This is a genomic window from Nocardioides sp. SRI_004 (assembly GCF_057586415.1).
In genome coordinates this window covers 113,981-137,594 of sequence record NZ_JBYCZV010000002.1, presented here as the reverse complement: position 1 = coordinate 137,594, position 23,614 = coordinate 113,981, and the positions used below count along the sequence as shown (strand labels likewise).

The window sequence follows — 23,614 nt, the reverse complement described above, 5'->3', positions numbered from 1 at the left end:
GACGGCGCTGGGCTAGGTTCAGGGGCGATGCCAGCGAATGATCCAACGATTCTCGCAACCTCGGGCGGCATCGTTCCTGGCGCACGGACGCGCTGGAGTGTCGGCCCGCTGACGCGTCATGCCGTCGACCTCGCTGGCGTCGACGGCCGCGCGCCCAAGGTCTGCTTCCTCGCGACGGCCTGCGGTGACGCGCCGATGATCGTCCGCGACTTCTACGACATGGCCCAGGAGGCGGGCTTCCACGCCAGCCACGTGCAGCTGTTTCCGATGCCCAACGTCGAGGACGTGCGCGCCCACCTCCTCGCGCAGGACGTGATCTGGGTGTGGGGTGGCAGCGTCGCGGGGCTGCTCGCGATGTGGGAGCTCCACGGGGTCGACGACATCATGCGCGAGGCGTGGCAGGCCGGCGTGGTGCTGACCGGCGTCTCCGCCGGCTCGATCTGCTGGCACACCGGCGGCACCACCGACTCGTTCGGGCCCGAGCTGCGACCGATCACCAACGGGCTCGGCCTGGTTCCGTGGTCCAACGGCGTGCACTACGACTCCGAGGAGCAGCGCCGGCCGCTCTTCCAGAAGCTCGTCGGCGACGGCGTGCTTGCCCCCGGCTACGCCACCGACGACGGCGTGGGCGTCCTCTACCGGGGCACGGAGTTCGTCGAGGCCCTCACCGAGGTGGACGGCAAGGCGGCGTACTTCGTCGAGCGCGCGGACGACGGCGGCGTCGTCGAGACCCGGCTCGAGACGCGCCGCCTTCGCTAGCTAGGCCGGCGACTCGTCCTCGGGCGAGACCTCCGGGTCGCCGCGGGTGGCTGCGGTGTCGGTGTCCTCCTCGCTGAGCGTCTCGGGCGGGAGCTCCTCGTCCGTGGCCGGGTTGCGCAGCGGGTCGGGGTCGCGCGGCTCGGTGCTGTAGGCGCCGTCGCCGCCGACGCCCTCGATCGCGTTGGGCCCACCGGGCGGGGGAGCCTGCGGCTCGGCCGTCGGCTTGGGCGGTGGGGGCAGCTGCCCGTTCATGGGTTGTTCCTCTCCGTGGTGTGCGGGAGCACCACCTCGGAGGTATCCGGCGGGAGCGATCGCAACCGGCCGGAGCGCCGGCTCAGAAGCCGAAGTGCGTCAGGGGCGCGAGGTCGCCGCGCTCGAGCCCGGCGAGGACGACGCGCTCGTGGGGGACCACCGGGTCGGGCAGGGCGTCGAGGCGGAACCACCGCAGGTCCGCGCACTTCGCGGGCTCGACGATGCGCGGCTCCCCGCTCCACGCGCGCGCCGTGAAGAAGAAGTCGATCCGCTCGTCGATCGGCAGGTCGTGGGCGGTGCGCTGCATCGCCGTCGCGAAGGCGAGGTCGAGGTCGGCGACCGCGACCTCCTCCAGGGCCTCGCGCCGGGCGGCGTCCTCGGCGGTCTCGCCGCGCTCGACGTGCCCGGCCGCCGCTGCGGCCCAGTGCCCGTCCATGTAGCCGGTTCCCTGCCGCAATTGCAGGAGCACCTCGGTGCCCGTCCCGCCCGCGGCCTCCCGGAGGAGGAACACGTAGGAGGCGGGGACCACCACGAAGCGGGTCTTGCCGGTCGCGGGGTCCTGCACGGTCACCGAGGTGCTCTTCTGCTGTCGTTGGTCGAGCGACGTCAGTTGATGTCGTCGTTCTCGCCGTCGAGGCCGTCGAGCGCGTCCTTCGCCTTGTCGACGCCGAGGTCGATCTTGTCGTCGAACTTGCCGCCGGTCTTGTCGGAGGCGAAGTCGGCGGCCTTGTCGAGGCCGTCGCCGATCTTGTCGCCCTGGCTGTCGACCGCGTCGCTCAGCTTGTCCTTGGCGTCGTCCAGAAAGCCCACGAGAAACCCCCAAAGGTTGATGGTCGCGACCCGCTCCGAGTCGTCGGCCCCACCTTGCCACACTGTCTCCATGCCGCACCGTCCCTCCACGTCCGCGAACCCGATCGTCGCGATCGTCGGACCCACCGCCAGCGGCAAGACGTCCCTGTCCCTCGACCTCGCCGAGGCGCTCGGGGGAGAGGTCGTCAACACCGACTCGATGCAGGTCTACCGCGGCATGGACATCGGTACGGCGAAGCTGCCGCCCGCCGAGCGCCGCGGCATCCCGCACCACCTGCTCGACACCCTCGACGTCCGGGAGCCGGCCACCGTCGCGCAGTTCCAGGCCTGGGCGCGCGCGGCCATCGCCGAGATCCGTGGCCGTGGCGCGACGCCGGTGCTGGTCGGCGGATCCGCCCTCTACACGCGGGCGATCCTCGACCGCTTCGAGTTCCCCGGCACCGACGGGGACGTCCGCGCCCGCTACGAGGCCGAGCTGGAGGAGGTCGGCCCCGAGGGCCTGCACGCCCGGCTCCGGGCGCTCGACCCCGCCGCCGCCGAGCGGATCGAGCCCGAGAACGGCCGCCGCATCGTCCGCGCCCTCGAGGTGATCGAGCTGAGTGGGGAGCCCTTCAGCGCCCGCCTCCCCGTCCAGGAGTACGACGACCCGGCGACCGTGCAGATCGGAGTCGAGATCGAGCGCGACGTGCTCGAGGAGCGGATTCGCGAGCGGGTCCGGACCATGTTCGACGCCGGCCTGCTCGACGAGACCGAGCGGCTGCTCGCCAACGGGCTCGCCGAGGGACGCACGGCCTCCCGTGCCATCGGCTACCCCCAGGCGGTCGCCGTGCTGGCGGGGGAGATGGACGTCGCCGAGGCGCAGGAGCGCACCGTCATCGCCACCCGCAGGTTCGCCCGACGCCAGATGGCCTGGTGGAAGAACGATCCCCGCATCACCTGGGTGCGCTACGACGACCCGGACCGGGTGGCGAAGGCGCTGGCCGTCGTACGGGATCGCCCTGTCTGAGCGCCGGGAGCGCACGACCGATCCACGGTTCGCGCCCTCGCGGGGCCGGGCGTGGCTCTCGTGCCCGAGCGGTGGATCGCTCGTGTCGCTGCGCGACCTCCTCGACCACCGGGTCAGAGGCGCTTCAACGCCGCCTCCGCCGCGTTGAACCCACCCATCCCGTGCACGCCGCCGCCGGGCGGGGTCGCGGACGAGCACAGGTATACGCCGTCGACGCCGAGGGCGTAGGGGTCCAGCGCGACCCGTGGCCGGAAGGTGATCTGGCGGGCGGTGTTGGCGCCGGCGGAGATGTCGCCGCCGACGTAGTTGGCGTTGTAGGCCTCGAGGTCGGCGGGGCCGCGGACGGCGGTGGCGACGATCCGGTCGCGGAAGCCGGGCGCGAACCGCTCGACCTGGTCGATGATCGCCTCGGTCGCGTCGCCGTCGTAGCCGTGGGGGACGTGCGCGTAGGCGTAGATCGGGTTGATGCCGCCGGCCGAGCGCGACGGGTCGATGAGGTACTGCTGGCCGAAGAGCACGAACGGCTGGTCGGGCATCCGCCCCCGGACGGTCTCCCGTTCGATGGCGGCGATCTGCTCCGCCGTACCGCCGAGGTGGAGGGTGCCCGCCCTCCGGCACGCCTCGTTGGTCCACGGCACGTCGCCCTCGATGGCGAGGTCGACCTTGAAGGCGGCGGGTCCGTAGGAGTAGCGGGTCAGCGCGCGACGTACCCGCGGCGGCAGGCGGTCGCCGAGGATGTCGAGGGCGCCGGCCGGCGCCGTGTCCAGCAGTACGACGTCCGGTCGGCCGCCGGCGAGCTCGGAGACCTGCGCCAGCGACTCGACGCGGACTCCGGTGACGACCTTCCCGCCGAGCGCGGCGAGCTCGGCCAGCAGGGCCCGGGTGATCGCCTCGGTGCCGCCCTCGGCGACCGGCCAGCCGACGGCGTGGGCACTGCCGGCGAGCATCAGCCCGACCGAGGCGCTGAGCACCCCGTCGAGTCGGCCGAACTTGTGGGCGGCGACGCCCGTGAACAGCGCGCGGGCGGGGTCGTCGCGGAACCGGCGGGCCAGCACGGTGGCGGGGAGGGCGGCCTTCATGCCGAACCGGCCGAGGGTCACCGGGTGCCCGGGCAGGTGCACGACCGGGCGCAGCACCTCGTCCATGAGGTCGTCGAAGTTGCGCACGATCGGGGCGAACATCCGTCGCCAGCGCTCGCCGTCGACGCCGAGGGATGCCACCGACGCCGACATGTCGCGGGCCGCGACGCCCGCGCGGCCGTCGTCGAGCGGGTGGGCGAGGTCGACCTCCGGCCACAGCCAGCGCAGGCCGTGCCGCTCCAACCCGAGGGAGCGGAAGAAGGGGGAGGCGACGCCGGTCGGGTGGAAGGCGGCGCAGTCGTCGTGCAGCACACCGGGGAGGGTCAGCTCACTGGTGCGGGTGCCGCCGCCGGGGCGCTCGTGCGCCTCGACGACGGTCACCGGGAGGCCGGCCTGGGCGAGGCGGATGGCGCCCGCGAGCCCGTTGGGCCCGCTGCCCACGACGACTGCACTGCTCAAGCGACGGGGTCCTTCCCGCTGGTCGGCTGGGTCAGGGTTCCCTTGCGACGGTACCCGGCGGCGGTCCACGAGACCTGCACGGGGACCGGGCCGTTGGGCAGCCACGGCTGCTCCTTCACGCAGTCGCGGACGTCCCAGCTGCCCCGCTCGACGACGCCGAGGGCGGCATCGATGACCCGGTACTCCTGCGGCCGCGACGTGCGCCACGGCGTCGCCTGCGACTCGCAGTAGACGACGACGAGGTCGCCGGGCTCGAGGCCGAGCCGCTTCTGCACCGCGGCGACCAGGCGCTCGTCGTGGAGGTGCCCGTCGCCGAAGTTCCAGCCGACGAGGATGTTGCACATGAACTCGCCCTCGCGCACGTCGCGGGTCTCGAGGTCGTCGAGGTGCTCCATCAGCACCGACAGCACGCCCCGGCCCTGGCTGTGCATCGCGCGCCACGCGACCGCCTTCTGCACGGTCATCTCGGCCTCGTCGGCGGTGTAGGGCATCGGCGCCATCCGCTGCAGCTGGTCGTTCTGCGTCTCGACCAGCAGCAGCTCGTTGAGCCGCTGCTCCACCCCGGGCTTCATCGCCCAGACCGCAGAGGCCCAGTTGCCGGCGTACTGGCGCATCGACGGGAGGAAGGAGACCAGGTCGGGACGCAGGTTGCCGAGCACCGGCCCGAACAGCAGCAGCGCGAAGATCGGCAGGAGCAGCCAGGGCTTCGAGAACTCCCAGATGTTGTACGTCGACGCGTCGAACCCCGCTCCCAGGTCGGTGCCGCCCCACAGCACGAGGGCGATGTAGCCGAAGTAGACGTTCCACTCGAGCGGCACGGCCAGCGGGAAGGTCGAGGTGATGAAGATGTGGAAGACGAGCATCGCCACCGCCCCCAGCATCGCGACGGTGTCGTTCGCGGTCGTCAGCAGGAGGATCGGGATGATGATCTCGACGGTCGTGCCGCCGACGTGGGCCATGAACCAGGCCAGTCTCGAGGGCCGGATGTCGTCGGGTGCGTTGCGGTAGTGCAGCCTCTTGACGATGTTCAGCTGGCCGGGGGAGTTGGACACCATCGGCGGGACCACGTTGATGAAGTGCTCGCCGATCTTGGAGACGCCCGCGCCGATCCACACGATGCAGATGATGATCTTGAACGCGACCACGAGGTCGACGAAGTCGCCGGCGGACGCCCCGTCGCGCAGGGCGACGGCGCCGAGGGTGGCGGAGAACAGCATGATCGGCAGGTACTGCTCGGAGCGGGCGGCCAGGAAGATCACCTTGTCGCGCAGGCCCATCAGCGGCATCAGCACGAGGATCGGGACGAAGGCGAGCGGCGGCACCAGCTCCTGCGGGCCGGTCCCGGCAGGCAGCGCGGTGACCGGGTCGGCGTGCACGACGAGCGGTACGACGAGCGCGGCCAGCACGCCGACGTACAGGACCACGTCGAGGACGGTCCGTTCGTCGCCGCCGGTGCCGGGCACGTGCCGGCCCCACGGGGCCATCCGGATCGTGCCGGGACGCAGCCAGTAGCGGATGTTGCCGAGCATCGGCACGAAGTGGCCGCAGAGGGGGCCGAACGCGCCGCCGAGGCCGATCACCTCGAGCAGCATCAGCCAGACCGCGAGCTTCTGGTAGACGACGACGTTGTCGAACCACGTGCCCGGGTCGGTGAAGTGGACGTGGTCGGTGGTCCACCCGGTGATGGCCAGGCCGACCGCGAAGTAGAGGCCGAGCATCTTGAGGATGTAGACGACGTGCAGCATCCGCGGGGTGTTGAAGCCCTCGGTCACCCAGTTGGTGGTGAGGACGTGCAGGCGCTCACGGAACGGCAGCGCCAGGAAGTCGGCGGGCGCCATCGGCTCCGGCGCGGGCTTGAGGAAACCCATGTCACTCTCCTGCCAGTCGTGCCCGCAGCGCGGGCTTGTCGATCTTGCCGACGGGGTTCTTCGGGAGTACGTCGAGCACGTGCACCGCGACCGGGACCTTGACCTTGGTCAGCTCCTCCCGGCACCGGGCCAGCAGGGCGTCCTCGTCGACCGTCCCGCCGGGCGGTGGTGCGACGAAGGCGACCACCACCTCGCCGTACACGGGATCGGGGGCGCCGACGACGGCCACCTCGAGGACGGAGGGGTCGCCGTGCAGGACGTTCTCGATCTCCTTGGGATAGATGTTCTCGCCGCCGCGGATGATCATGTCCTTGATCCGGTCCACGATCCGCAGGTAGCCGTCGGCGTCGAGGATCCCGACGTCGCCGGTGTGCAGCCAGCCGTCGCCGAGCGTCTCGGCGGTCGCCTCGGGCCGGTTGAGGTAGCCGCGCATCACGTTGCCGCCCTTGATCACGACCTCGCCCCGCTCGCCGGTCGGCGCCATCGTCCCGTCGGGCGCCATGATCGCGACGATCTGGCCGGGAAGCGCCGGGCCGACGGTGCCGGGCTTGCGCACACCGTCGACCGGGTTGCAGGTCGACGCGCAGGTGCCCTCGGAGAGCCCGTAGCCCTCGACGAGCGGGAACCCGAACCTCTTCTCGACGGCCGCGAACAGCTCCGGGGGCGCGGGCGCCGCGCCGCAGACGGCGAAGCGGACCGAGCTCACGTCCGCGCGCACCTCCTCGGGCAGGGCGACCAGGTGGGAGTAGATCGTGGGCACGGCCGAGAAGTAGGTCGGCCGCAGCCGCTCGATCGCCTGCAGGAACTCGACCGGGTGGAAGCGCTGCAGCACCGACAGCTGCCCGCCGACCGACATCGGCGTCAGCCAGCTGACGCAGATCGCGTTGACGTGGAAGAGCGGCAGCACCAGCAGGCAGTGGTCGTCGCCGGTGACGGCGATCGCCTCGCCCATGCTGGCGATCATCGCCTCGATGTTGGCGTGGTCGAGCATCACGCCCTTGGGGCGGCCGGTCGAGCCGCTGGTGTAGACGAGCAGGGCGAGGTCGTTGGGGGCCGTGGTGGCCGGCGGCAGCGTGCCCGCCGGGGCGGTGGCGAGGTCGTCGACGCCGAGCACCGTCGCGCCGCCGTGCACGGTTGTGGGATCGGTGGTGACCACGACCACGGCACCGGAGTCGCCGATCTGGTGGCCGGCCTCGGTCGCCGTGAAGGTCGGGTTGATCGGAGTCGCCGCCGCGCCCAGCCGCCAGGCGGCCATGATCGCGACGAGCAGCTCGACCCGGTTGGGGAGCTTCACGGCGACGACGGAGCCCGCCGTGACGCCGCGCGCCGCGAGCTGTTCGGCGACGGCCTCGACCCGCTCGCCGAACGTCCGGTAGGTCAGGTCCAGCCGGTCGTCGCGCACGCACGGCAGGTCGTCGTACGACGTGGGGCGGTGCCAGGGGAGGTGGTCGAAGGTCATCGGGGGCTCCTGCGGGACTCGGGTGGTGACGCTCCGACGCTAGGACTGCGGCCTCCCGAGGTTCTTGGTCCCGGAGCACGAACTCGACGGGCGGATTCGGAGCTGCAGGGCCAAGACCGGCCGACGGGCCAGTCTGGCACCATGGCGTGACGGCCGTCACCCCTTGGTGCCGCGGCCCAAAGCCGGACCGAGGGGGTGGTCGCCGTGACCGATGCCGAGAGCGAGCTGCAGGGCATCGCGGCGCTCATCGCGGAGCGCGCGGCCGAGCTGACGTCGTACCTCGTGGTCGAGTTCGGCAAGCGCATCCCCGAGCTCCCGACCGACCCGTCGCTGGTCGACCTCCTCAACGGCAGCGCGAGCTCCAACCTCGAGACCCTGGCCCACCTGCTGCGCGGGCACGTGCCGATCGACGAGATCCAGGCGCCGGCCGCCGCCGTCGAGTACGCGCGCCGGCTCGCCCAGCGCGGCACCCCGCCCAGCGCGCTGCTGCGCGCCTACCGGCTCGGCCAGCAGCTGATCCTGCGCTGGGCCAGCGAGGAGATCGCCCGCCGGGTCGGCGATCCGGCCCTCGCGCTGCAGACCAGCAACCTGCTGACCGACACGTCCTTCCAGTACGTCGACGCGGTGTCCGAGGACGTGATGGGCGCCTACCTGACCGAGCGCGAGCGGTGGCTGGCCAACCGGAGCGCGGTCCAGCGCGAGACCGTCGAGGCGCTGCTGCGCGGCGACCGGATGGACGTCGGCGCCACCGAGGCGGCCCTCGGCTACCGGCTGCGCCAGCACCACCTCGGCCTCGTGCTCTGGTCCGCCGGCGCCGACAACGGGCTCGCCGACTCCGAGCGGCTGTTGGCCCGGCTCGCCCAGCGGGTCGGCTCCGGGCACCCGCTCTTCGTGCCGCGCGACCGCGACACCGCGTGGGCGTGGCTGCCGATCGGTCGCACGGCCGACGTGGACCTCGACGCGGTGGCGGACGTGCTGGCGGCCGACGGCGGCGGCATCCGGGTCGCCCTCGGCGTACCGGATGCCGGGGAGCAGGGCTTCCGGGCCAGCCACCTCGGCGCGGCGGCGGCGCACGACGTCGCCCAGCTCGGTCAGTACGACGCCGACGTGATCTCCTACGCCGACCCGACGGTCCGCGCGGCGGCCCTGCTGGTGCGCGACATGGACTCGACCCGGCGGATGGTGGCGCGCACGCTCGGCGAGCTCGCCACCGACTCCGAGGGCGCCGCCCGGATGCGCGAGACGCTGCTCGCCTTCCTCGAGGACCGGGAGAGCTTCGTCGCCACCGCCGCCCGGCTGCACCTGCACAAGAACACCGTGAAGTACCGCGTCGACCGCGCGGTCGAGGCCCGCGGCAAGCCGCTCGGGGAGGAGCGGCTCGACCTCGAGCTCGCGCTCATCGCCTGCCGGTGGCTGGGGCCGGAGGTGCTGCGCAAGAACGGTCAAGCGGCGCCGCACTGAACGGTCCAGACTCGTCCCATGAGCACACCGACCGGCCGCGACCGCCTCCGCGAGCTGCTCGACGCCGTGCTCGACGAGGACAACCGGACGCTCGACGCGATGGCCCAGGGGGCGTACGCGTCGCCGTACCACTTCAGCCGGAGGCTCTCCCGCGACGCCGGCGAGGCGCCGGTGGCGATGCGGCGCCGGGTGATGCTCGAACGGGCGGCGTGGCGGATCCGGAAGGGGTCGAGCGTCACGGACGCCGCGTGGGAGGCGGGCTACGAGTCCCTCGAGGGCTTCAGCCGCGCCTTCTCCCGCGCCTACGGGCACGCGCCGAGCGACGTCGGCGAGACCGGCAGCGTCTGGCTGCCCGCCGCCAACGGCATCCACTTCCACCCGCCCACGAGCCTGTGGGTCCACAGCACGGAGCAGGCCATGAACCCGGTGACCGACCAGCAGGTCCGCCACGACCTCGACGACACCCGCGCGCTGGTCGAGCACGCCAAGGGCCTCAGCCCGGAGGAGTGGCGGGAGGTCCGCGCCCCGGGCCACCAGGTCGCGTCGTGGGAGGGGCCGGAGGAGTCGATCGCGGCCGTGCTGGAGCGCACGGTCTTCGCGAAGGAGGTCTGGCTCGCGGCGGTCGAGGGCACCGAGTTCCCCGCGGTCGACCGTGACCCGAACCCGGCGACGCTGCTGGCGCGGCACGACGCCGTCGCCGGCCGCTGGCTCGCCGCCGTCCGTGACATCGACCGGCGCGGCGGCTGGGACGACCTGATCATCGACGCCCTCTGCGAGCCGCCCGAGTCCTTCGTGCTGAGCAGCATCGTGACCCACGTGCTGACCTACAGCGCCTACCGGCGGCTGCTCGTGCGCGGCTGGCTGCACCGTGCCGGCGTCGACCTCGACCTCGACGACGGAGACCCCATCAACTGGCTGCGCCACGAGGCCGGCGAGCAACCCGAGACCGGAGGAGACCGGTGACCCGCACGACGTACTACACCGCCACCACGCTGGACGGCTTCATCGCCGACCCCGACGACTCGCTCGCGTGGCTGCTGCGCCAGCCGCAGGACGAGGGCGGCGGACCGCAGTCCTACGACGACTTCATCAAGCGGATCGGCGCACTGGTGATGGGCTCGACGACCTACGAGTGGGTGCTCGCGCACCTCGAGAGGACGGGGGAGGATTGGTTCTACTCCCAGCCGTCGTGGGTGATGACCACCCGCGACCTGCCCGTCCCCGAGGGCGCCGACGTGCGCTTCGCGTCCGGCCCCGTGACCGACGTGTACGACGCCCTGCGCGACGCGGCCGGCGACCTCGACATCTGGGTGGTCGGCGGCGGCGACCTCGCCGGGCAGTTCGCCGACGCGGGGCTCCTCGACGACGTCATCGTGTCGGTCGCACCGGTCACGCTCGGCGCCGGCCGGCCGCTCCTGCCCCGGCGGCTGGAGCTCCGGCTCGTCGAGACCGCTCCCAACGGCGCGTTCGTCACGGCCCGCTACGAGGTCGACGGCCCGCTGCTGGAGGACCGCGCGGGCTGAGGGCGGGCTTGACAGCCCGGGCATGGTGGAGGGAGTCGGACCACTGTCTCGGGAGGACACCGTGCGCCGTACCCTCGCCGCCACCCTGGCCACCTCGACCGCCGTCGCGGTCACCACCTTCTCCGCGGCCGCGCCCGCGCCGGCGAAGCCCGGACCGCAGCCGCCGCCCAAGGTGCCGGTCGCGACCGGCTACGGCGGAGCCGTCAGCTCCGTCGACCCCAACGCCACGGCCATCGGGCTGGACGTGCTGCGCCGCGGCGGCAACGCGGTCGACGCCGCCGTCGCGACGGCCGCGGCGCTCGGCGTGACCGAGCCCTACAGCGCGGGCGTCGGGGGCGGTGGCTATCTCGTCCACTACGACGCCGCGTCGGGCGAGGTCACCACGATCGACGGCCGCGAGACCGCGCCCGCCGCGATGCAACCCGACGCCTTCATCGACCCGGCGACCGGCAAGCCCTACCCGTTCACCCCGGACCTGGTGACCAGCGGCGTCTCCGTCGGCGTGCCCGGGACGCCCGCGACCTGGCAGACCGCGCTCGACCGCTGGGGGAGCCTGTCCCTGGCGGACGCCCTGCGACCCGCCGCCGACCTCGCCCAGCGCGGCTTCACCGTCGACCCGACCTTCGCGCTCCAGACCAGTGAGAACGCCCTGCGCTTCCGCACCTTCACCAGCTCCGGCGAGCTGTTCCTGCCCCGTGGCCGGGTGTCGGCGGTCGGCAGCACCTTCCGCAACCCCGACCTCGCCCGCACCTACCGGCTCCTCGGCGCCCGCGGCACCGGATGGCTGTACGACGGCGCGCTCGGCGCCGAGGTGGCCCGCACCGTGCAGCGCCCGCCGCTGAGCGGTGAGACCGACCTGCCGGTGCCGGTCGGCTCGATGACGACCGCCGACCTGGCGGGCTACCGCGCCCACGTCCAGGCGCCCACCTCGATCGGCTACCGCGGCTACGACGTCTACGGGATGGCGCCGTCCTCGTCCGGCGGCACCACGGTCGGGGAGTCGCTCAACATCCTCGAGCAGCTGCCCGAGCCGGCCGACGACGTGGCCGCGCTGCACCAGTACCTCGAGTCGACGGCCCTCGCCTTCGCCGACCGCGGCCGCTACGTCGGCGACCCGGCCTACGTCGACGTGCCCACGGAGGCGCTGCTCGACGACACCTTCGCCAAGGAGCGAGGCTGCCTCGTCGATCCCGCGGTCGCCGCGACCAAGCCGGTCGCGGCGGGCGACGTGACGTCGTACGACGGCATCTGCGAGGCGCCGGCCGACGCGGAGGGTGTCGACGCCGACACCGAGGGCCTGTCCACGACCCACCTGACCACCGCCGACCGGTGGGGCAATGTCGTCTCCTACACGCTCACCATCGAGCAGACCGGCGGCTCGGGCATCGTCGTGCCCGGCCGCGGCTTCCTGCTCAACAACGAGCTGACCGACTTCTCCACCGTCTACGACCCGGCCGACCCCAACCGGATCCAGCCCGGCAAGCGGCCGCGCAGCTCGATGTCGCCGACGATCCTGCTGCGCGACGGCAAGCCGGTCCTCGCGCTCGGCTCGCCGGGCGGCTCCACGATCATCACGACCGTCCTGCAGGTGCTGCTCAACCGCCTCGACCTCGGCATGAGCCTGCCCGCGGCGGTCGCCGCGCCGCGCGCCTCCCAGCGCAACACCGCCAACGTGACCGCCGAGCAGGCGTTCATCGACAGGTACGGCGCCGCGCTGGCGTCGTACGGGCACCACTTCGCGGTGGCCGGTCCGCCCGGCTCGAGTGCGTCCGAGATCGGTGCCGTCGCGGCGATCGAGCTGGGGCCGGGCGGACAGCTGACCGCGGTGGCGGAGCCCACACGCCGTGGCGGGGGATCGGCGGGGGTGGTCAGGCCTACATTGGGTCGGTGACGACGTGGACCGAGATCGCCGACGAGGCCGCCCTGACCGAGCTCCTCGGTGAGCCCACCGCTGCGGCCGCGAACAAGGAGCGCTCCGCGCTGAGCGACGTCGACCGCGACTGGCTGGCGGCCTCGCCGTTCTGCATGCTCGCGACGGCCGACGCCGACGGGCGTTGCGACGTCTCGCCCAAGGGCGACCCGGCCGGGCAGCTGGTGCACGTCATCGACGACCACACCATCGCGATCGCGGAGCGTCCCGGCAACCGCCGGGCCGACGGCTACCGCAACATCCTCGCCAACCCGCACGTCGGGCTGAACTTCCTCATCCCCGGCCGCGGCGACACGCTGCGCGTCAACGGGCGGGCCCGGCTGGTCAGCGACGCGCCCTTCTTCGACGCGATGGTGGTCAAGGGCCACCGCCCGCTGCTGGCCGTCGTCGTCGAGATCGAGACGGTCTTCTTCCACTGCGCCAAGGCCTTCCTCCGCTCGCAGCTGTGGAAGCCCGAGAGCTGGGAGCCCGAGGCGGTCGTGCCGCGCCGCGCCGTCCTCTCGCAGCGGCTGGAGCGGCCGGACGACACCATCGAGGAGCTCGACGCGTACTACGGGCCCAGCTACGAGGAGCGCCTCTACGGCTGAGTGCCGGGGGGTGGGTGGATCCCTCTACCCTTGGGGTGTGTACCCCTTCCTCAAGGGTCACGGCACCGAGAACGACTTCGTCCTGCTGCCGGACCACGACGGCACCGTCCACGGCGAGCTCGCCGCGGAGCGGGTCCGCGCCCTGTGCGACCGGCGGGCGGGCATCGGTGGCGACGGCGTGCTGCGGGTCATCCGAACCTCCGCCGTCGGCGACGCCGGTCGCGGCCAGACGGTGCTGGACGGCGGGGCTGAGTGGTTCATGGACTACCGCAACTCCGACGGCTCGGTCTCCGAGATGTGCGGCAACGGGGTGCGCGTCTTCGGCCGCCACCTCGCCGAGCAGGGCCTCGTCGACACCTCCGTGCCTGTGCCGGTCGCGACCCGCGCCGGGGTGAAGGTGCTGACCTTCGCCGGGGGTACGACGGACGGCGAGATCACCGTCGACATGGGCTCGCCGGAGTTCCCCCGGCCCCGCAGCGAGATCACCGTGGGCGAGCGCACGTGGAACTCGCTCAACGTCGACATGGGCAACCCGCACGCAGTCGTCCAGGTCGACTCCCTCGACGACGCTGGCTCGCTCCTCGAGGAGCCCGGCTACGACGGCGGCGTCTACCCGAACGGCGTCAATGTCGAATTCGTCGTGCGCCGGGGGGACCACCATGTCGCGATGCGCGTGCACGAACGCGGCTCGGGGGAGACCCGGTCCTGCGGCACGGGCGCCTGTGCTGTCGCGGTCGCCGCGGTCTGGGCCGACGGCCACGTCGAGCCGGGCCACCTGCCGACCGAGGACGTGACCTTCCGCGTCGACGTGCCCGGCGGGACGCTCACCATCACCTGGACGGCTGACAACCGGGTCCTGATGACCGGCCCGGCAGTCGTCGTCGCCGAGGGCACGACCGACCTCTGACCGACGGATTGCCGCCCCGCTCCGCGGTAGGGAGTGGCGTGCCCGCCGACAGCTGGTCCCGGTGGGAACGGCTCGCTGAAATTGATTGATATCAATCAATTTGAGCGTGGGCGACCCATCGGGATCGGATCACACCGGCGCCAACCGCAGTGACGAGCGTGAGCCCACGACCACGTCGCGAGCGCCGGAGAATCCCGGCCGGCGCGCGTCAGGGATCCCCGACACTGACACCTCTGGTGTCACGGTCCGCCGCGCGGCGCTACAGTCCGGGCCATGGAACTCACCGGATCCTCCGCCATCGTCACCGGCGGCGCCTCGGGCATCGGCGCGGCCGCTGCCCGCGCGCTCGCCGCCAAGGGCGCCACCGTCGTCGTCGCCGACCTCCAGGCCGACAAGGGCGAGGCCCTTGCCGCCGAGATCAACGGCGTCTTCGCCCAGGTCGACGTCACCAACACCGAGCAGATCGGTGCCGCCGTCAAGGCCGCCGCCGAGATCGCCCCCCTGCGCGCCGTCGTGAACTCGGCCGGCATCGGCTGGGCGCAGCGCACCATCGGCCGCGACGGCCAGCTGGAGTCGGCCCACTCGCTGGAGGCCTTCACCAAGGTCATCGCGATCAACCTGATCGGCACCTTCGACATGGTCCGCCAGGCCGCCACCGTGATGAGCCAGAACGAGCCCGACGAGGACGGCTGCCGTGGCGCCATCGTCAACCTCGCCAGCGTGGCCGCCTTCGACGGCCAGATCGGCCAGGCGTCGTACTCCGCGTCCAAGGGTGGCGTCGTCGGCATGACCCTGCCGGTCGCCCGTGACCTGTCGGCCGCCGGCATCCGCCTCAACACGGTCGCGCCGGGCCTGATCGACACCCCGATCTACGGCGAGGGCGAGGCGGCGGACGCGTTCAAGGCCAACCTCGGCCAGAACGTGCTCTTCCCGAAGCGTCTCGGCACGGGCGCCGAGCTGGCCAGCATGGTCATCGAGTGCCTCACCAACTCGTACATGAACGGCGAGGTCATCCGCGTCGACGGCGGCATCCGGATGCCCCCGAAGTAGTCAGCAGCACTTCACCCGCGCGTCGACCGGCGAACCCTCGCTGGTCGGCGCGCGGCGCTTTTCTGTGGGTCGTGACGCTCCTCTGGGACGACCGGACCCGGCTCGGCGAGCTCCGCGTGGGCCGCCGCAGCACCATCGTCGCCGGCCTGGCCGGTGCCTCCGTCCCGGCCCTGGGGCTGGCCCGGTTCCCGGCCTTCGTCGAGCGTCGTCCGGACCTGACCACCGGCGTCCGCAGCGGCGAGGTCACGACCAGCTCGGCGGTGATCTGGTCGCGCGGCGTCGAGCCCAGCCGGATGATGGTGCGCCTGCGCAGCGGTGCCCGCCAGTGGACCGTCCGTGGCCGCTGGACCGACCCGCGCACCGACTTCACCTCGCGGCTCCACCTGCGCGACCTCGCCCCCGGTCGTGAGTACGACACCGAGGTGTGGTTCGAGACGCCGGAGGGCGAGCGCAGCGCACCCGAGCAGCTGTCCTTCCGTACGGCGCCGATCCACGCCGCCGCGCAGTCGATCGTCTGGTCCGGTGACACCAACGGACAGGGCTGGGGCATCGACAAGGGCCGGGGCGGGATGACGACGTACCGGATGATGCTGGACCTCCGGCCCGACCTCTTCGTCCACGTCGGCGACACCATCTACGCCGACGAGCCGATGCCCGAGACCAGGCTCCTCGTCGAGGACGGCACGACCTGGCGCAACGAGCTGACCGAGGACGTGCTGGCGCCGGCCGAGACCCTGGCCAACTTCCGCGGCCGCCACCGCTACCCCCTGCGCGACGAGCACGTGCGGGCCTTCTATGCCGAGGTGCCCTCGGTCGTGCAGTGGGACGACCACGAGACATCGAACAACTGGTATCCCGGCGAGACCATCGACGACATGGGCTACTCCGAGCGCCGGGCCGACGTGCTGGCCGTGCGCGGCCGGCGGGCCTGGCAGGAGTACCAGCCGGTGCCGGTGCAGCGGCTGGTCGCACCCGACGGCAACGGCTTCGCGCCGAACCGGATCTATCGGAGGGTGTCGCGCGGCCAGCACCTCGACCTGTTCCTGATGGACATGCGCAGCTGGCGTGGCCCCAACCCCGACGCCGACCCGGCGCAGGCCGCCGAGCGGGGCGAGGCGGGCCTGCTCGGCCCCACCCAGGAGGCCTGGCTGATCGACGGCCTGCGACGCTCGCGGGCGACCTGGAAGGTGATCTCGATCGACCAGCCGCTGTCCGCGCCGGTCCGCGACACCGGCGACCTCGACGGCGTCGCCAACGGCGACGACGGACCGCCCCTGGGGCGCGAGCCCGAGATCGCGCGGATCCTGTCGGCGATCAAGAGGCACCGGATCCGCAACGTCGTGTGGATCACCGCCGACGTGCACTACACCGCCGCCAACCACTACGACCCCGGGCGGGCCACCTTCACCGACTTCGACCCGTTCTGGGAGTTCATCTCCGGGCCGCTGCACTGCTCGCCGTTCACGGCCCGGCCCACCGAGCTGGACCAGACCTTCGGCCCGCTCGTGCACTTCACCCACGGCAAGGACGAGCCGCTGCCGGTGAAGATCGCGCCGCGCCCGGACAACCAGCACGTCGGCCACCTCGCGATCGCCGCCACCGGCGAGCTCACCGTCAGCCTGTACGACGGCGGCGGCACCGTGCTGTGGTTCAGGACCCTCGAGCCGGACCCGCTGGAGGCCTGAGCCGGTCGTGGCGGACCGGCCTCAGCCCTGGCACCACATGGCGCCGTACGGGCCGACGATCGTGCGGCGCTCCACCACCCGGCCGCCGACGCTGACCACGCACGTGACCTCGACGCCCGGCCACAGGGCGTGCACGAAGGCGGCGCCGTAGTCGGGGCGGCCCCAGACCGTCGTGTTGTGGACCCACGAGTTGCCGACGCCGTTGTCCTCGCCGTACTGCTGGTCGTCGCTCGTGGGGATGATGTACTGCACGCGGTACATCGGCTTCGCCGACGTGATCTTGATCTGGTACGCCGTGCGCGGCAGCGACTTGCCACTGCCGGAGCCGCCCAGGCCGGGCGGCATCGGCAGGCCCGACGGCAGGTCGACGGCCTCCGGCGTCTCCTCGGCCTCGGCCTTCTTCCTGCGCTGGCGCGGCGTCGGGGTCGCCGACGGCTCGGGGGTCGCCGAGGGCGCCGCCGCGGGGTCGTCGGCGGACTCGTCAGGTGGGTCGGGTCGGTTGAGGAAGGCGAGGGCGCCTACCGCGACCGCCACGATCGTCACGATCCACAGCCACTTGCTCTCGCCCCCCGGTCGTCGAGCACGCATGCACGGTCAACGACCGGGAGCCGCCGGGGCTATCTCGGGTTCACTCGCCGACGGCGTCGCGCTCCTCACGCGTGTAGCCCTCCATCATCGGAGCCGGTGCGCTCGCGGGCGCGGCCATCCGGTCGTTGCGGAGCTTGCCGAGCTTCTGCGAGGTCATGGCCAGCACGTCGCGGCTCTTGCCGCGGCCGTAGGTGACCGAGGCCTCGGGTCGCACGCCGAGGCGGGTGCCGACCTCGATCGCGTCCTGGTCGGCGCCCATGTAGAGGAACTGCCACGCGTAGTCGTTGGTCTGCTGCTCGACCAGCGCCCTGATCGCGGGATGCGTCCACTCCTGGCTGGCGTTCTCGTGGCCGTCGGTCATGATCGCGACGATGACCGTGCCCGGGCGCTCGTCCTCGGGCAGGGCGGCGAGCTCGGCGCCCGCGGTGGTGACCAGGCGGCCCATCGCGTCGAGGAGCGCCGTCGAGCCGCGGGGCTGCAGGTCCAGCGGCGGCACGTCCGCCACCGGGACGCCGGCGAACACCACGTCGTACTCGTTGTCGAACTGCGCGAGCGTCACCCGGCACTCGCCGGGCTGCGCCTGCTGCTCGGCCACGAACGCGGCGAAGCCGCCCTCGGTGTCGGTCTTGATGGACTGCATCGACCCGCTGCGGTCGAGCAGGAAGTAGAGGTGCGTGAGGTCGGCTCGGGCCATGGCTGTTCTCCTAACTGGGCCGCCGCGGCTTGAACCGCATCGGCGCCGGTGGTGCGGCGGGTTGCCGCGGTTGACCTGTCTCCAGGTCGTACTTCGCGCGCTCGACACCGGCGGCCGTCACCCGCCCTCGGTCGTCGGCGTAGGCGCCGAGGCTGCGGGTGCGGGCCAGCCGGGGGCCGACCGCGTTCTCGGTGAGGCCGGCCTGCGCCCCCGCCCCACGCAGGGACGCCTGGCCGGTCAGCACCGCGGTCGCCATCGCCTCGTCGATGAGCTCGGTGAGGCGATCGGCGGCTTCGCGAAGGTAGGGGAGGGCTCCGACGGAATCCTTGGCCTCCGCCTCGTCGAGGGCCTGGCGCACGGCCGCCAGGCCGTGCGGCACGGTGGGCCGGTCGCCACGCCTCTGTTCGCTCATGGGATCCATCGTGCCGCACAAACTGCGGATACGCAAGAAATGCGGATCCGCAGATCATGCGTTCGTACGACGTCCCGGTGCCCGCGGGAGGAAATCGGGAAGCATCGCGGCGTGCCCGTCGTTACGCTGGACGACGCCTATGACGAACCATGCTGAAGACTTCTCCCTCGCTGCCGCCCTCCGAGCCACCGAGGGCTGGGACGACCCCGAGGACCTGGTCGACCCGGTCGACCCCGACAACCCCGACGACACCTGGGAGTCGGGGTACGCCGACGCGGACCCGGAGGACCTGACCACCGGCGAGATGGACCTGGCGGCGCGCCACGAGCTGCGCCGCGTCGCTGGCCTGCGCACCGAGCTCGAGGACATCACCGAGGTCGAGTACCGCCAGCTCCGCCTCGAGCGCGTCGTGCTGGTCGGCGTCTGGACCGAGGGCAGCGTCGCCGACGTCGAGAACGCGATGGCCGAGCTCGCGCTGCTCGCCGAGACCGCCGGCTCCGAGGTGCTCGACGCGATCTACCAGCGCCGCCAGTCGCCCGACCCCGCCACCTACATCGGCCGCGGCAAGGTCGAGGGCCTGCGCGAGATCGTGGAGGCCACCGGCGCCGACACGGTGATCTGCGACGGCGAGCTCGCCCCCTCGCAGCTGCGCAACCTGGAGGACCGGGTCAAGGTCAAGGTGGTCGACCGGACCGCGCTGATCCTCGACATCTTCGCCCAGCACGCGAAGTCGAAGGAGGGCCAGGCCCAGGTCGAGCTCGCGCAGCTCAACTACATGAAGCAGCGCCTGCGCGGCTGGGGTGGCAACCTCTCCCGCCAGGCCGGTGGCCGGGTCGGCGCCGACGGCGGCGGCATCGGTGGCCGTGGCCCCGGCGAGACCAAGATCGAGACCGACCGGCGCCGCATCAACGACAAGATCGCCAAGCTCCGCCGCGAGCTGAAGGTCATGAAGGGCACCCGCGACACCAAGCGCCAGGAGCGCCGCCGCAACGAGGTGCCGTCGGTCGCGATCGCGGGCTACACCAACGCCGGCAAGTCGTCCCTGCTCAACCGGCTCACCGGCGCCGGCGTGCTCGTCGAGGACGCCCTGTTCGCGACCCTCGACCCGACGACGCGGCGCACCCAGACCTCCGACGGCCGCGTCTACACGATGAGCGACACGGTCGGCTTCGTCCGGCACCTGCCCCACCAGCTCGTCGAGGCCTTCCGCTCGACGCTGGAGGAGGTCGCCGACTCCGACCTGATCGTCCACGTCGTCGACGGCTCGCACCCCGACCCGGAGGGCCAGCTGGCCGCCGTCCGCGAGGTGCTCGCCGACATCGACGCCGGCTCGATCCCCGAGCTGGTGGTGATCAACAAGCTCGACGCCGCCGACCCGATCGTCATCGACCGGCTGCTGCGTCGCGAGCCGCACTCCGTCGCGGTGTCCGCCCACACGGGCGAGGGCATCGCCGAGGCGATCGCCGCGATCGAGGCGGACCTGCCGCGGCCCCGCGTGGAGTTCACCGCGCTCGTCCCCTATGCGCGCGGGGATCTGATCGACCGGATCCACAAGGACGGCGAGATCAGCTCGATGGAGCACACCGCCGACGGCACGCACGTGTCCGGCCGGGCCACGGAGGCGCTCGCCGGCGAGCTGGCGGCGTACGCGGTCTGAGCGGGTTGGCCACGCACCTACCGAATGTGTCGCTGTCTGCGGCATTTTGCGACAATTTCGGTTGGTACGACGGATGATCTCGTCGTGACTCGGCACCACCCTCGTCCCCGCCCGCTCGCAGCGCTCCTCGCGCTGGGGCTGGTCGTCGCCGCCACCGCCCTCGTCTGGGCCCGCGCCGGTGCCGGCCCGGACCGGTGCGTCGAGCGGGCCGAGCGTGCCGAGCAGCGGAGCGAGCTGGTGACCGGCACCGGACCCGAGGTCCTCGTGATCGGCGACTCCTACTCCGTCGGCGCCGGCGTGCAGCCCGACCAGTCGTGGCCGGTCCGGCTCCCCGGCCGGGTCCGCGTCGACGGCTTCTCCGGCAGCGGGTTCAGCGCCGGTGCCAGCGGCTGCGGCGACCTCTCCTACGCGACCCGGGCCCCCCGCTCGCTGCGGACGACGACGCGCCTGGTGGTCGTCGAGGGCGGGCTCAACGACACCGACCAGCCGGTGGCCGACCTCGAGGGCGGCGCCCGCCGGCTGCTGCGGCTGCTCGACGGCCGCCGCGTGCTGGTGGTCGGCCCTCCGGCGACCCCGGACCGGAGCTGGGGCGAGGTCGCCCGGGTCGACGCGGCGCTGCAGCGGCTCGCGGGGGAGTACGGCGCGTCGTACCTCTCGATGCTGGACGCCGACCTGACCTACCAGGACGACGACCTCCACCCCGACCCGGCCGGCCACCGGGTGTTCGGCGACATCGTCGCGGCGCAGGTCGAGGCGATGCTGACCTCCTCGTAGGAGGTCAGGCCCGGCACCCGCCGGCGGCCCGGACCTCCCGCGCCACCTGCCGCGTGGTCGCCACGACCTGCTCGGCGAGCGGCGACAGGGAGCCTCGGGTCAGCGCGTGGATCCGCCGTGGGGGCAGCGCGGGCTCGAGCCGGTGCAGCTCGATGCCCGGAGGTCGCTCGGGCCAGCCGAGCGAGAGGGTCGGCATGATCGCGCTCCCCAGTCCGGCGCGGACCATCGACAGCACGGCCTGGTTGTCGGCCGTGCGGAACACGACGTCGGGCCGGACGCCACGGGCGGCGAGGTGTGCCTCGACCACCAGGGCCTGGTCGCAGATCGGGGGCAGGGCGACCAGCGGGGCCCCGTCGAGCCGCTCGACGGGGACGCGGCGGCTGGTGAAGTCGCCCGGCCGCGCCACCAGGACGTGCTCGTCCTCGATGACCGGGGTGCTGTCGACGCCGGCCGGTCCGGGGCGGTCGAAGAAGAGGACGTCGAGGTCGCCGAGGTCGGGATCGGCGGCCTCGTCCTCCACCAGCCGGATGTCGCAACCGGGACGGGCCTCGCGGATCCGCTGCACCACTGCGGGGAGCAGCACGTTGGTCACCGTCTGGAAGGTGCCGATGTCGACGCGACCGTCGCCGGCGTGGAACCGCTCGACCGAGGCCGCGGCGTCGTCGACGAGGTCGAGCACCTCCCGCCCGGACGCGAGCACCAGCCGGCCGAGCGGCGTCAGCCGGACCGGACGCGGGCCGCCCGGACGGTCGAAGACCGCGCCGCCCACGGAGCGCTCGAGCGCGGCCACCTGCTGGCTCAGCGTCGACTGCGTGTAGCCGAGCCGCGCGGCCGCTCGTGCGAAGGTCCCCTCCGACGCGATCGCGTCCAGGGCACGGAGGTGCCGGAGCTCGTACACGTCAATGATCGTAAATCACGAACGCCACGATCGGGAACAATCGTTTTTCACGATGCTCTGCGAGGCCTAGCGTCGCAGTCATGAACCCCGAGACCCTGTACGACGTCAACGGCGTCACCCTGTGCGCGCAGACCTTCGGCGACCCGGCCGACCCCGCGGTCCTGCTCATCCACGGCGCCAGCGCCTCGATGCTCTGGTGGGAGGAGGAGCTGTGCCGGCGCATCGCCCGCACCGGGCGGTTCGTCATCCGGTACGACCAGCGCGACACCGGCCGGTCCTCCACCTTCCCGGTGGGTGAGCCCGGCTACGGCCTGCGCGACCTCGCGGCCGACGCGATCGGCCTCCTCGACGCCCTCGGCGTCGATCGCGCCCACCTCGTGGGCCGGTCCATGTCGGGAGGCGTGGCGCTGGTCGTCGCGGTCGACCACCCCGAGCGGGTGCGCTCGCTCACCCTCGTCAGCACGACGACCGGCGAGCTGCCGATGGGCGACCTCGACTTCCCCGAGGAGCCCGACGCGTCCGACCCGGCGGCCGTCGTCGAGTACGTCGTCGACGCGGTGCGCGCCTACGCGGGAACTTCCTCCCACTTCGACGAGGACGCCGTGCGCGCCCTCGCCACCGAGGACGTCGGCCGCGCACGCGACATCGCCGCCACCCTGGTCAACCACTACGCCATGGACTTCTCCGGTCCTGCCGGCGGCGGCTTCGCGGACATCCGGGTGCCGACCCTCGTCGTGCACGGAGAGCTCGACCCGGCATTCCCGCTGGCCCACGGGGAGGCGCTGCGCGACGCGGTCCCGGACGCGCGGCTCGTCGTCCTCCCGGGGTCGGGGCACGACGTCGCCCCGCCGGTCTGGGACCTCTTCGTCGACGCGCTCGCCGAGGTGACCGCGTCATGACGCGCGTGAGGTCGGCGATCTGGGTGCCGCTGTTCGACGAGCTGGCGGACCCGGCGGTCGTCGTACGGCTCGCCGTGGAGGCGGAGGAGCACGGCTGGGACGGCTTCTTCGTGTGGGACCACGTCCGCTGGAGGGAGCCCGTCGAGGCGCTGGCCGACCCGTGGGTGACCCTGTCGGCGGTCGCCGCCGCGACGTCGGAGATCAGGATCGGACCGATGGTCACGGCGCTGGCCCGTCGCCGGCCGCAGGTCGTGGCGCGGCAGACCGCATCGCTCGACCTGCTCAGCGGCGGCCGCCTCGTGCTGGGCGCCGGGCTCGGCAGCGACCGCTTCGGTGGGGAGTTCTCGCGCTTCGGCGACGAGGTCGACGACCGGACGCGGGCGGCGATGCTCGACGAGGGCCTCGCGATCCTGCGAGACGCCTGGTCGGGGGAGCCGGTCCGGCACCGCGGCGAGCACCACGTCATCGACGACGTCCGGTTCCTGCCCCGCCCGGTGCGCGGCACGGTGCCGGTGTGGATCGCCGGCTTCCCCGGCCGGCAGCGGCCGCTCCAGCGCGCCGCCCGGCACGACGGCTTCGTGCCGGTCAACCTCGCGCACCCCGAGCAGCTGGCCGAGGCCGTCGCGACGATCGGCGCACTGCGTGAGGACCCCACCACGCCGTACGACGTCGCGGTGACCCTCGCCCCGGACGCCGACCTCGCCGGGTTCGAGGCGGCGGGGATGACCTGGTGGCTGACCGACGTCGATCCGCACGGCACCTCCGTGGCGGACGTGCGCGCGGTGCTGAGGGACGGACCGTTGCGCTGATCCGGACGTGATTCCCGCGACGTTCGCCGGATGCGTCGGCGTGGCCTG

24 protein-coding genes are annotated in these 23,614 nt (G+C 72.7%); 14 read left to right on the top strand and 10 right to left on the bottom strand.

The features are described 5' to 3' along the window. Positions 1–27: 27 nt before the first annotated feature. On the top strand, positions 28–759 hold the full coding sequence (locus tag AC2YHB_RS02785) for a Type 1 glutamine amidotransferase-like domain-containing protein (protein WP_179649704.1): 732 nt from the start codon (positions 28–30) through the stop codon (positions 757–759). On the opposite strand, the gene AC2YHB_RS02780 is transcribed toward AC2YHB_RS02785, so the two are convergent. The 3 genes from AC2YHB_RS02780 to AC2YHB_RS02770 all read right to left on the bottom strand — a co-directional run bounded on the left by AC2YHB_RS02780 (position 760) and on the right by AC2YHB_RS02770 (position 1,821). Further along, positions 760–1,011, bottom strand: coding sequence for a hypothetical protein (locus tag AC2YHB_RS02780; protein ID WP_036547528.1), 252 nt, complete (start codon positions 1,009–1,011; stop codon positions 760–762). Between the two features lie 82 nt (positions 1,012–1,093). Then, on the bottom strand, positions 1,094–1,582 hold the full coding sequence (locus AC2YHB_RS02775; RefSeq protein ID WP_308645585.1) for an NUDIX domain-containing protein: 489 nt from the start codon (positions 1,580–1,582) through the stop codon (positions 1,094–1,096). Between the two features lie 35 nt (positions 1,583–1,617). Then, positions 1,618–1,821 (bottom strand): antitoxin, encoded by a 204-nt coding sequence (locus tag AC2YHB_RS02770; protein WP_308645586.1) that lies wholly within the window; start codon positions 1,819–1,821, stop codon positions 1,618–1,620. A gap of 70 nt (positions 1,822–1,891) precedes the next feature. Here AC2YHB_RS02770 and miaA point away from each other — a divergent pair, with 70 nt between their 5' ends. Further along, positions 1,892–2,827 carry a tRNA (adenosine(37)-N6)-dimethylallyltransferase MiaA gene (miaA, locus tag AC2YHB_RS02765; protein WP_179649708.1) on the top strand — a complete coding sequence of 312 codons (936 nt, stop codon included), beginning with the start codon at positions 1,892–1,894 and terminating at the stop codon, positions 2,825–2,827. 113 nt (positions 2,828–2,940) lie between these two features. Here miaA and AC2YHB_RS02760 read toward each other — a convergent pair whose 3' ends face one another. The 3 genes from AC2YHB_RS02760 to AC2YHB_RS02750 are packed head-to-tail and all read right to left on the bottom strand — an operon-like array spanning position 2,941 to position 7,692. Next, positions 2,941–4,365, bottom strand: coding sequence for a phytoene desaturase family protein (locus tag AC2YHB_RS02760; RefSeq protein WP_179649710.1), 1,425 nt, complete (start codon positions 4,363–4,365; stop codon positions 2,941–2,943). After that, positions 4,362–6,233 (bottom strand): DUF3556 domain-containing protein, encoded by a 1,872-nt coding sequence (locus AC2YHB_RS02755; protein ID WP_487353445.1) that lies wholly within the window; start codon positions 6,231–6,233, stop codon positions 4,362–4,364. Before AC2YHB_RS02755 ends, AC2YHB_RS02760 begins: the two co-directional genes overlap by 4 nt. Position 6,234: 1 nt before the next feature. Then, positions 6,235–7,692 carry a class I adenylate-forming enzyme family protein gene (locus tag AC2YHB_RS02750; protein WP_487353444.1) on the bottom strand — a complete coding sequence of 486 codons (1,458 nt, stop codon included), beginning with the start codon at positions 7,690–7,692 and terminating at the stop codon, positions 6,235–6,237. Between the two features lie 204 nt (positions 7,693–7,896). Between AC2YHB_RS02750 and AC2YHB_RS02745 the strand changes: the two genes are divergently transcribed. The 8 genes from AC2YHB_RS02745 to AC2YHB_RS02710 all read left to right on the top strand — a co-directional run bounded on the left by AC2YHB_RS02745 (position 7,897) and on the right by AC2YHB_RS02710 (position 16,835). Beyond that, complete coding sequence (locus AC2YHB_RS02745; protein WP_218864717.1) at positions 7,897–9,153, top strand: PucR family transcriptional regulator; 1,257 nt, start codon at positions 7,897–7,899, stop codon at positions 9,151–9,153. Between the two features lie 18 nt (positions 9,154–9,171). Continuing rightward, the gene (locus AC2YHB_RS02740) at positions 9,172–10,116 is read left to right on the top strand and encodes a helix-turn-helix domain-containing protein (RefSeq protein ID WP_179649716.1); all 945 of its coding nucleotides are present in this window, start codon (positions 9,172–9,174) and stop codon (positions 10,114–10,116) included. After that, positions 10,113–10,676, top strand: coding sequence for a dihydrofolate reductase family protein (locus AC2YHB_RS02735; RefSeq protein ID WP_179649718.1), 564 nt, complete (start codon positions 10,113–10,115; stop codon positions 10,674–10,676). The genes AC2YHB_RS02740 and AC2YHB_RS02735 overlap by 4 nt, the downstream gene beginning before the upstream one ends. Before the next feature lie 61 nt (positions 10,677–10,737). After that, on the top strand, positions 10,738–12,567 hold the full coding sequence (gene ggt / locus AC2YHB_RS02730) for a gamma-glutamyltransferase (protein WP_487353443.1): 1,830 nt from the start codon (positions 10,738–10,740) through the stop codon (positions 12,565–12,567). Beyond that, positions 12,564–13,193: a pyridoxamine 5'-phosphate oxidase family protein gene (locus tag AC2YHB_RS02725; RefSeq protein ID WP_487353442.1), complete on the top strand. Its 630-nt coding sequence runs from the start codon at positions 12,564–12,566 to the stop codon at positions 13,191–13,193. The genes ggt and AC2YHB_RS02725 overlap by 4 nt, the downstream gene beginning before the upstream one ends. A 37-nt stretch (positions 13,194–13,230) precedes the next feature. After that, a complete protein-coding gene (dapF, locus tag AC2YHB_RS02720; RefSeq protein WP_308645588.1) occupies positions 13,231–14,100 on the top strand; it encodes a diaminopimelate epimerase in 870 nt (289 codons plus the stop codon). Between the two features lie 273 nt (positions 14,101–14,373). Next, complete coding sequence (locus AC2YHB_RS02715; protein WP_179649726.1) at positions 14,374–15,150, top strand: SDR family NAD(P)-dependent oxidoreductase; 777 nt, start codon at positions 14,374–14,376, stop codon at positions 15,148–15,150. Between the two features lie 71 nt (positions 15,151–15,221). After that, the gene (locus AC2YHB_RS02710; RefSeq protein ID WP_308645589.1) at positions 15,222–16,835 is read left to right on the top strand and encodes an alkaline phosphatase D family protein; all 1,614 of its coding nucleotides are present in this window, start codon (positions 15,222–15,224) and stop codon (positions 16,833–16,835) included. 21 nt (positions 16,836–16,856) lie between these two features. Here AC2YHB_RS02710 and AC2YHB_RS02705 read toward each other — a convergent pair whose 3' ends face one another. From AC2YHB_RS02705 to AC2YHB_RS02695, 3 genes are all read right to left on the bottom strand, one after another. Beyond that, positions 16,857–17,369, bottom strand: coding sequence for a hypothetical protein (locus AC2YHB_RS02705; protein WP_487353441.1), 513 nt, complete (start codon positions 17,367–17,369; stop codon positions 16,857–16,859). A 94-nt stretch (positions 17,370–17,463) separates the two neighbouring features. Then, positions 17,464–18,117, bottom strand: coding sequence for a vWA domain-containing protein (locus AC2YHB_RS02700; protein ID WP_179649730.1), 654 nt, complete (start codon positions 18,115–18,117; stop codon positions 17,464–17,466). Between the two features lie 10 nt (positions 18,118–18,127). Continuing rightward, positions 18,128–18,529 (bottom strand): hypothetical protein, encoded by a 402-nt coding sequence (locus tag AC2YHB_RS02695; RefSeq protein WP_179649732.1) that lies wholly within the window; start codon positions 18,527–18,529, stop codon positions 18,128–18,130. Between the two features lie 139 nt (positions 18,530–18,668). Here AC2YHB_RS02695 and hflX point away from each other — a divergent pair, with 139 nt between their 5' ends. Together hflX and AC2YHB_RS02685 are read left to right on the top strand one after the other, a co-directional pair. After that, on the top strand, positions 18,669–20,186 hold the full coding sequence (hflX, locus tag AC2YHB_RS02690) for a GTPase HflX (RefSeq protein WP_036547567.1): 1,518 nt from the start codon (positions 18,669–18,671) through the stop codon (positions 20,184–20,186). A gap of 84 nt (positions 20,187–20,270) precedes the next feature. Then, complete coding sequence (locus AC2YHB_RS02685; RefSeq protein WP_036547570.1) at positions 20,271–20,960, top strand: SGNH/GDSL hydrolase family protein; 690 nt, start codon at positions 20,271–20,273, stop codon at positions 20,958–20,960. Between the two features lie 4 nt (positions 20,961–20,964). On the opposite strand, the gene AC2YHB_RS02680 is transcribed toward AC2YHB_RS02685, so the two are convergent. After that, positions 20,965–21,858 (bottom strand): LysR family transcriptional regulator, encoded by an 894-nt coding sequence (locus AC2YHB_RS02680; protein ID WP_487353440.1) that lies wholly within the window; start codon positions 21,856–21,858, stop codon positions 20,965–20,967. An 80-nt stretch (positions 21,859–21,938) separates the two neighbouring features. On the opposite strand from AC2YHB_RS02680, the gene AC2YHB_RS02675 reads away from it, so the two are divergent. Further along, positions 21,939–22,757, top strand: coding sequence for an alpha/beta fold hydrolase (locus AC2YHB_RS02675; protein WP_487353439.1), 819 nt, complete (start codon positions 21,939–21,941; stop codon positions 22,755–22,757). Continuing rightward, positions 22,754–23,566 (top strand): LLM class flavin-dependent oxidoreductase, encoded by an 813-nt coding sequence (locus tag AC2YHB_RS02670; protein WP_487353438.1) that lies wholly within the window; start codon positions 22,754–22,756, stop codon positions 23,564–23,566. Before AC2YHB_RS02675 ends, AC2YHB_RS02670 begins: the two co-directional genes overlap by 4 nt. The last annotated feature ends 48 nt before the right edge of the window (positions 23,567–23,614 follow it).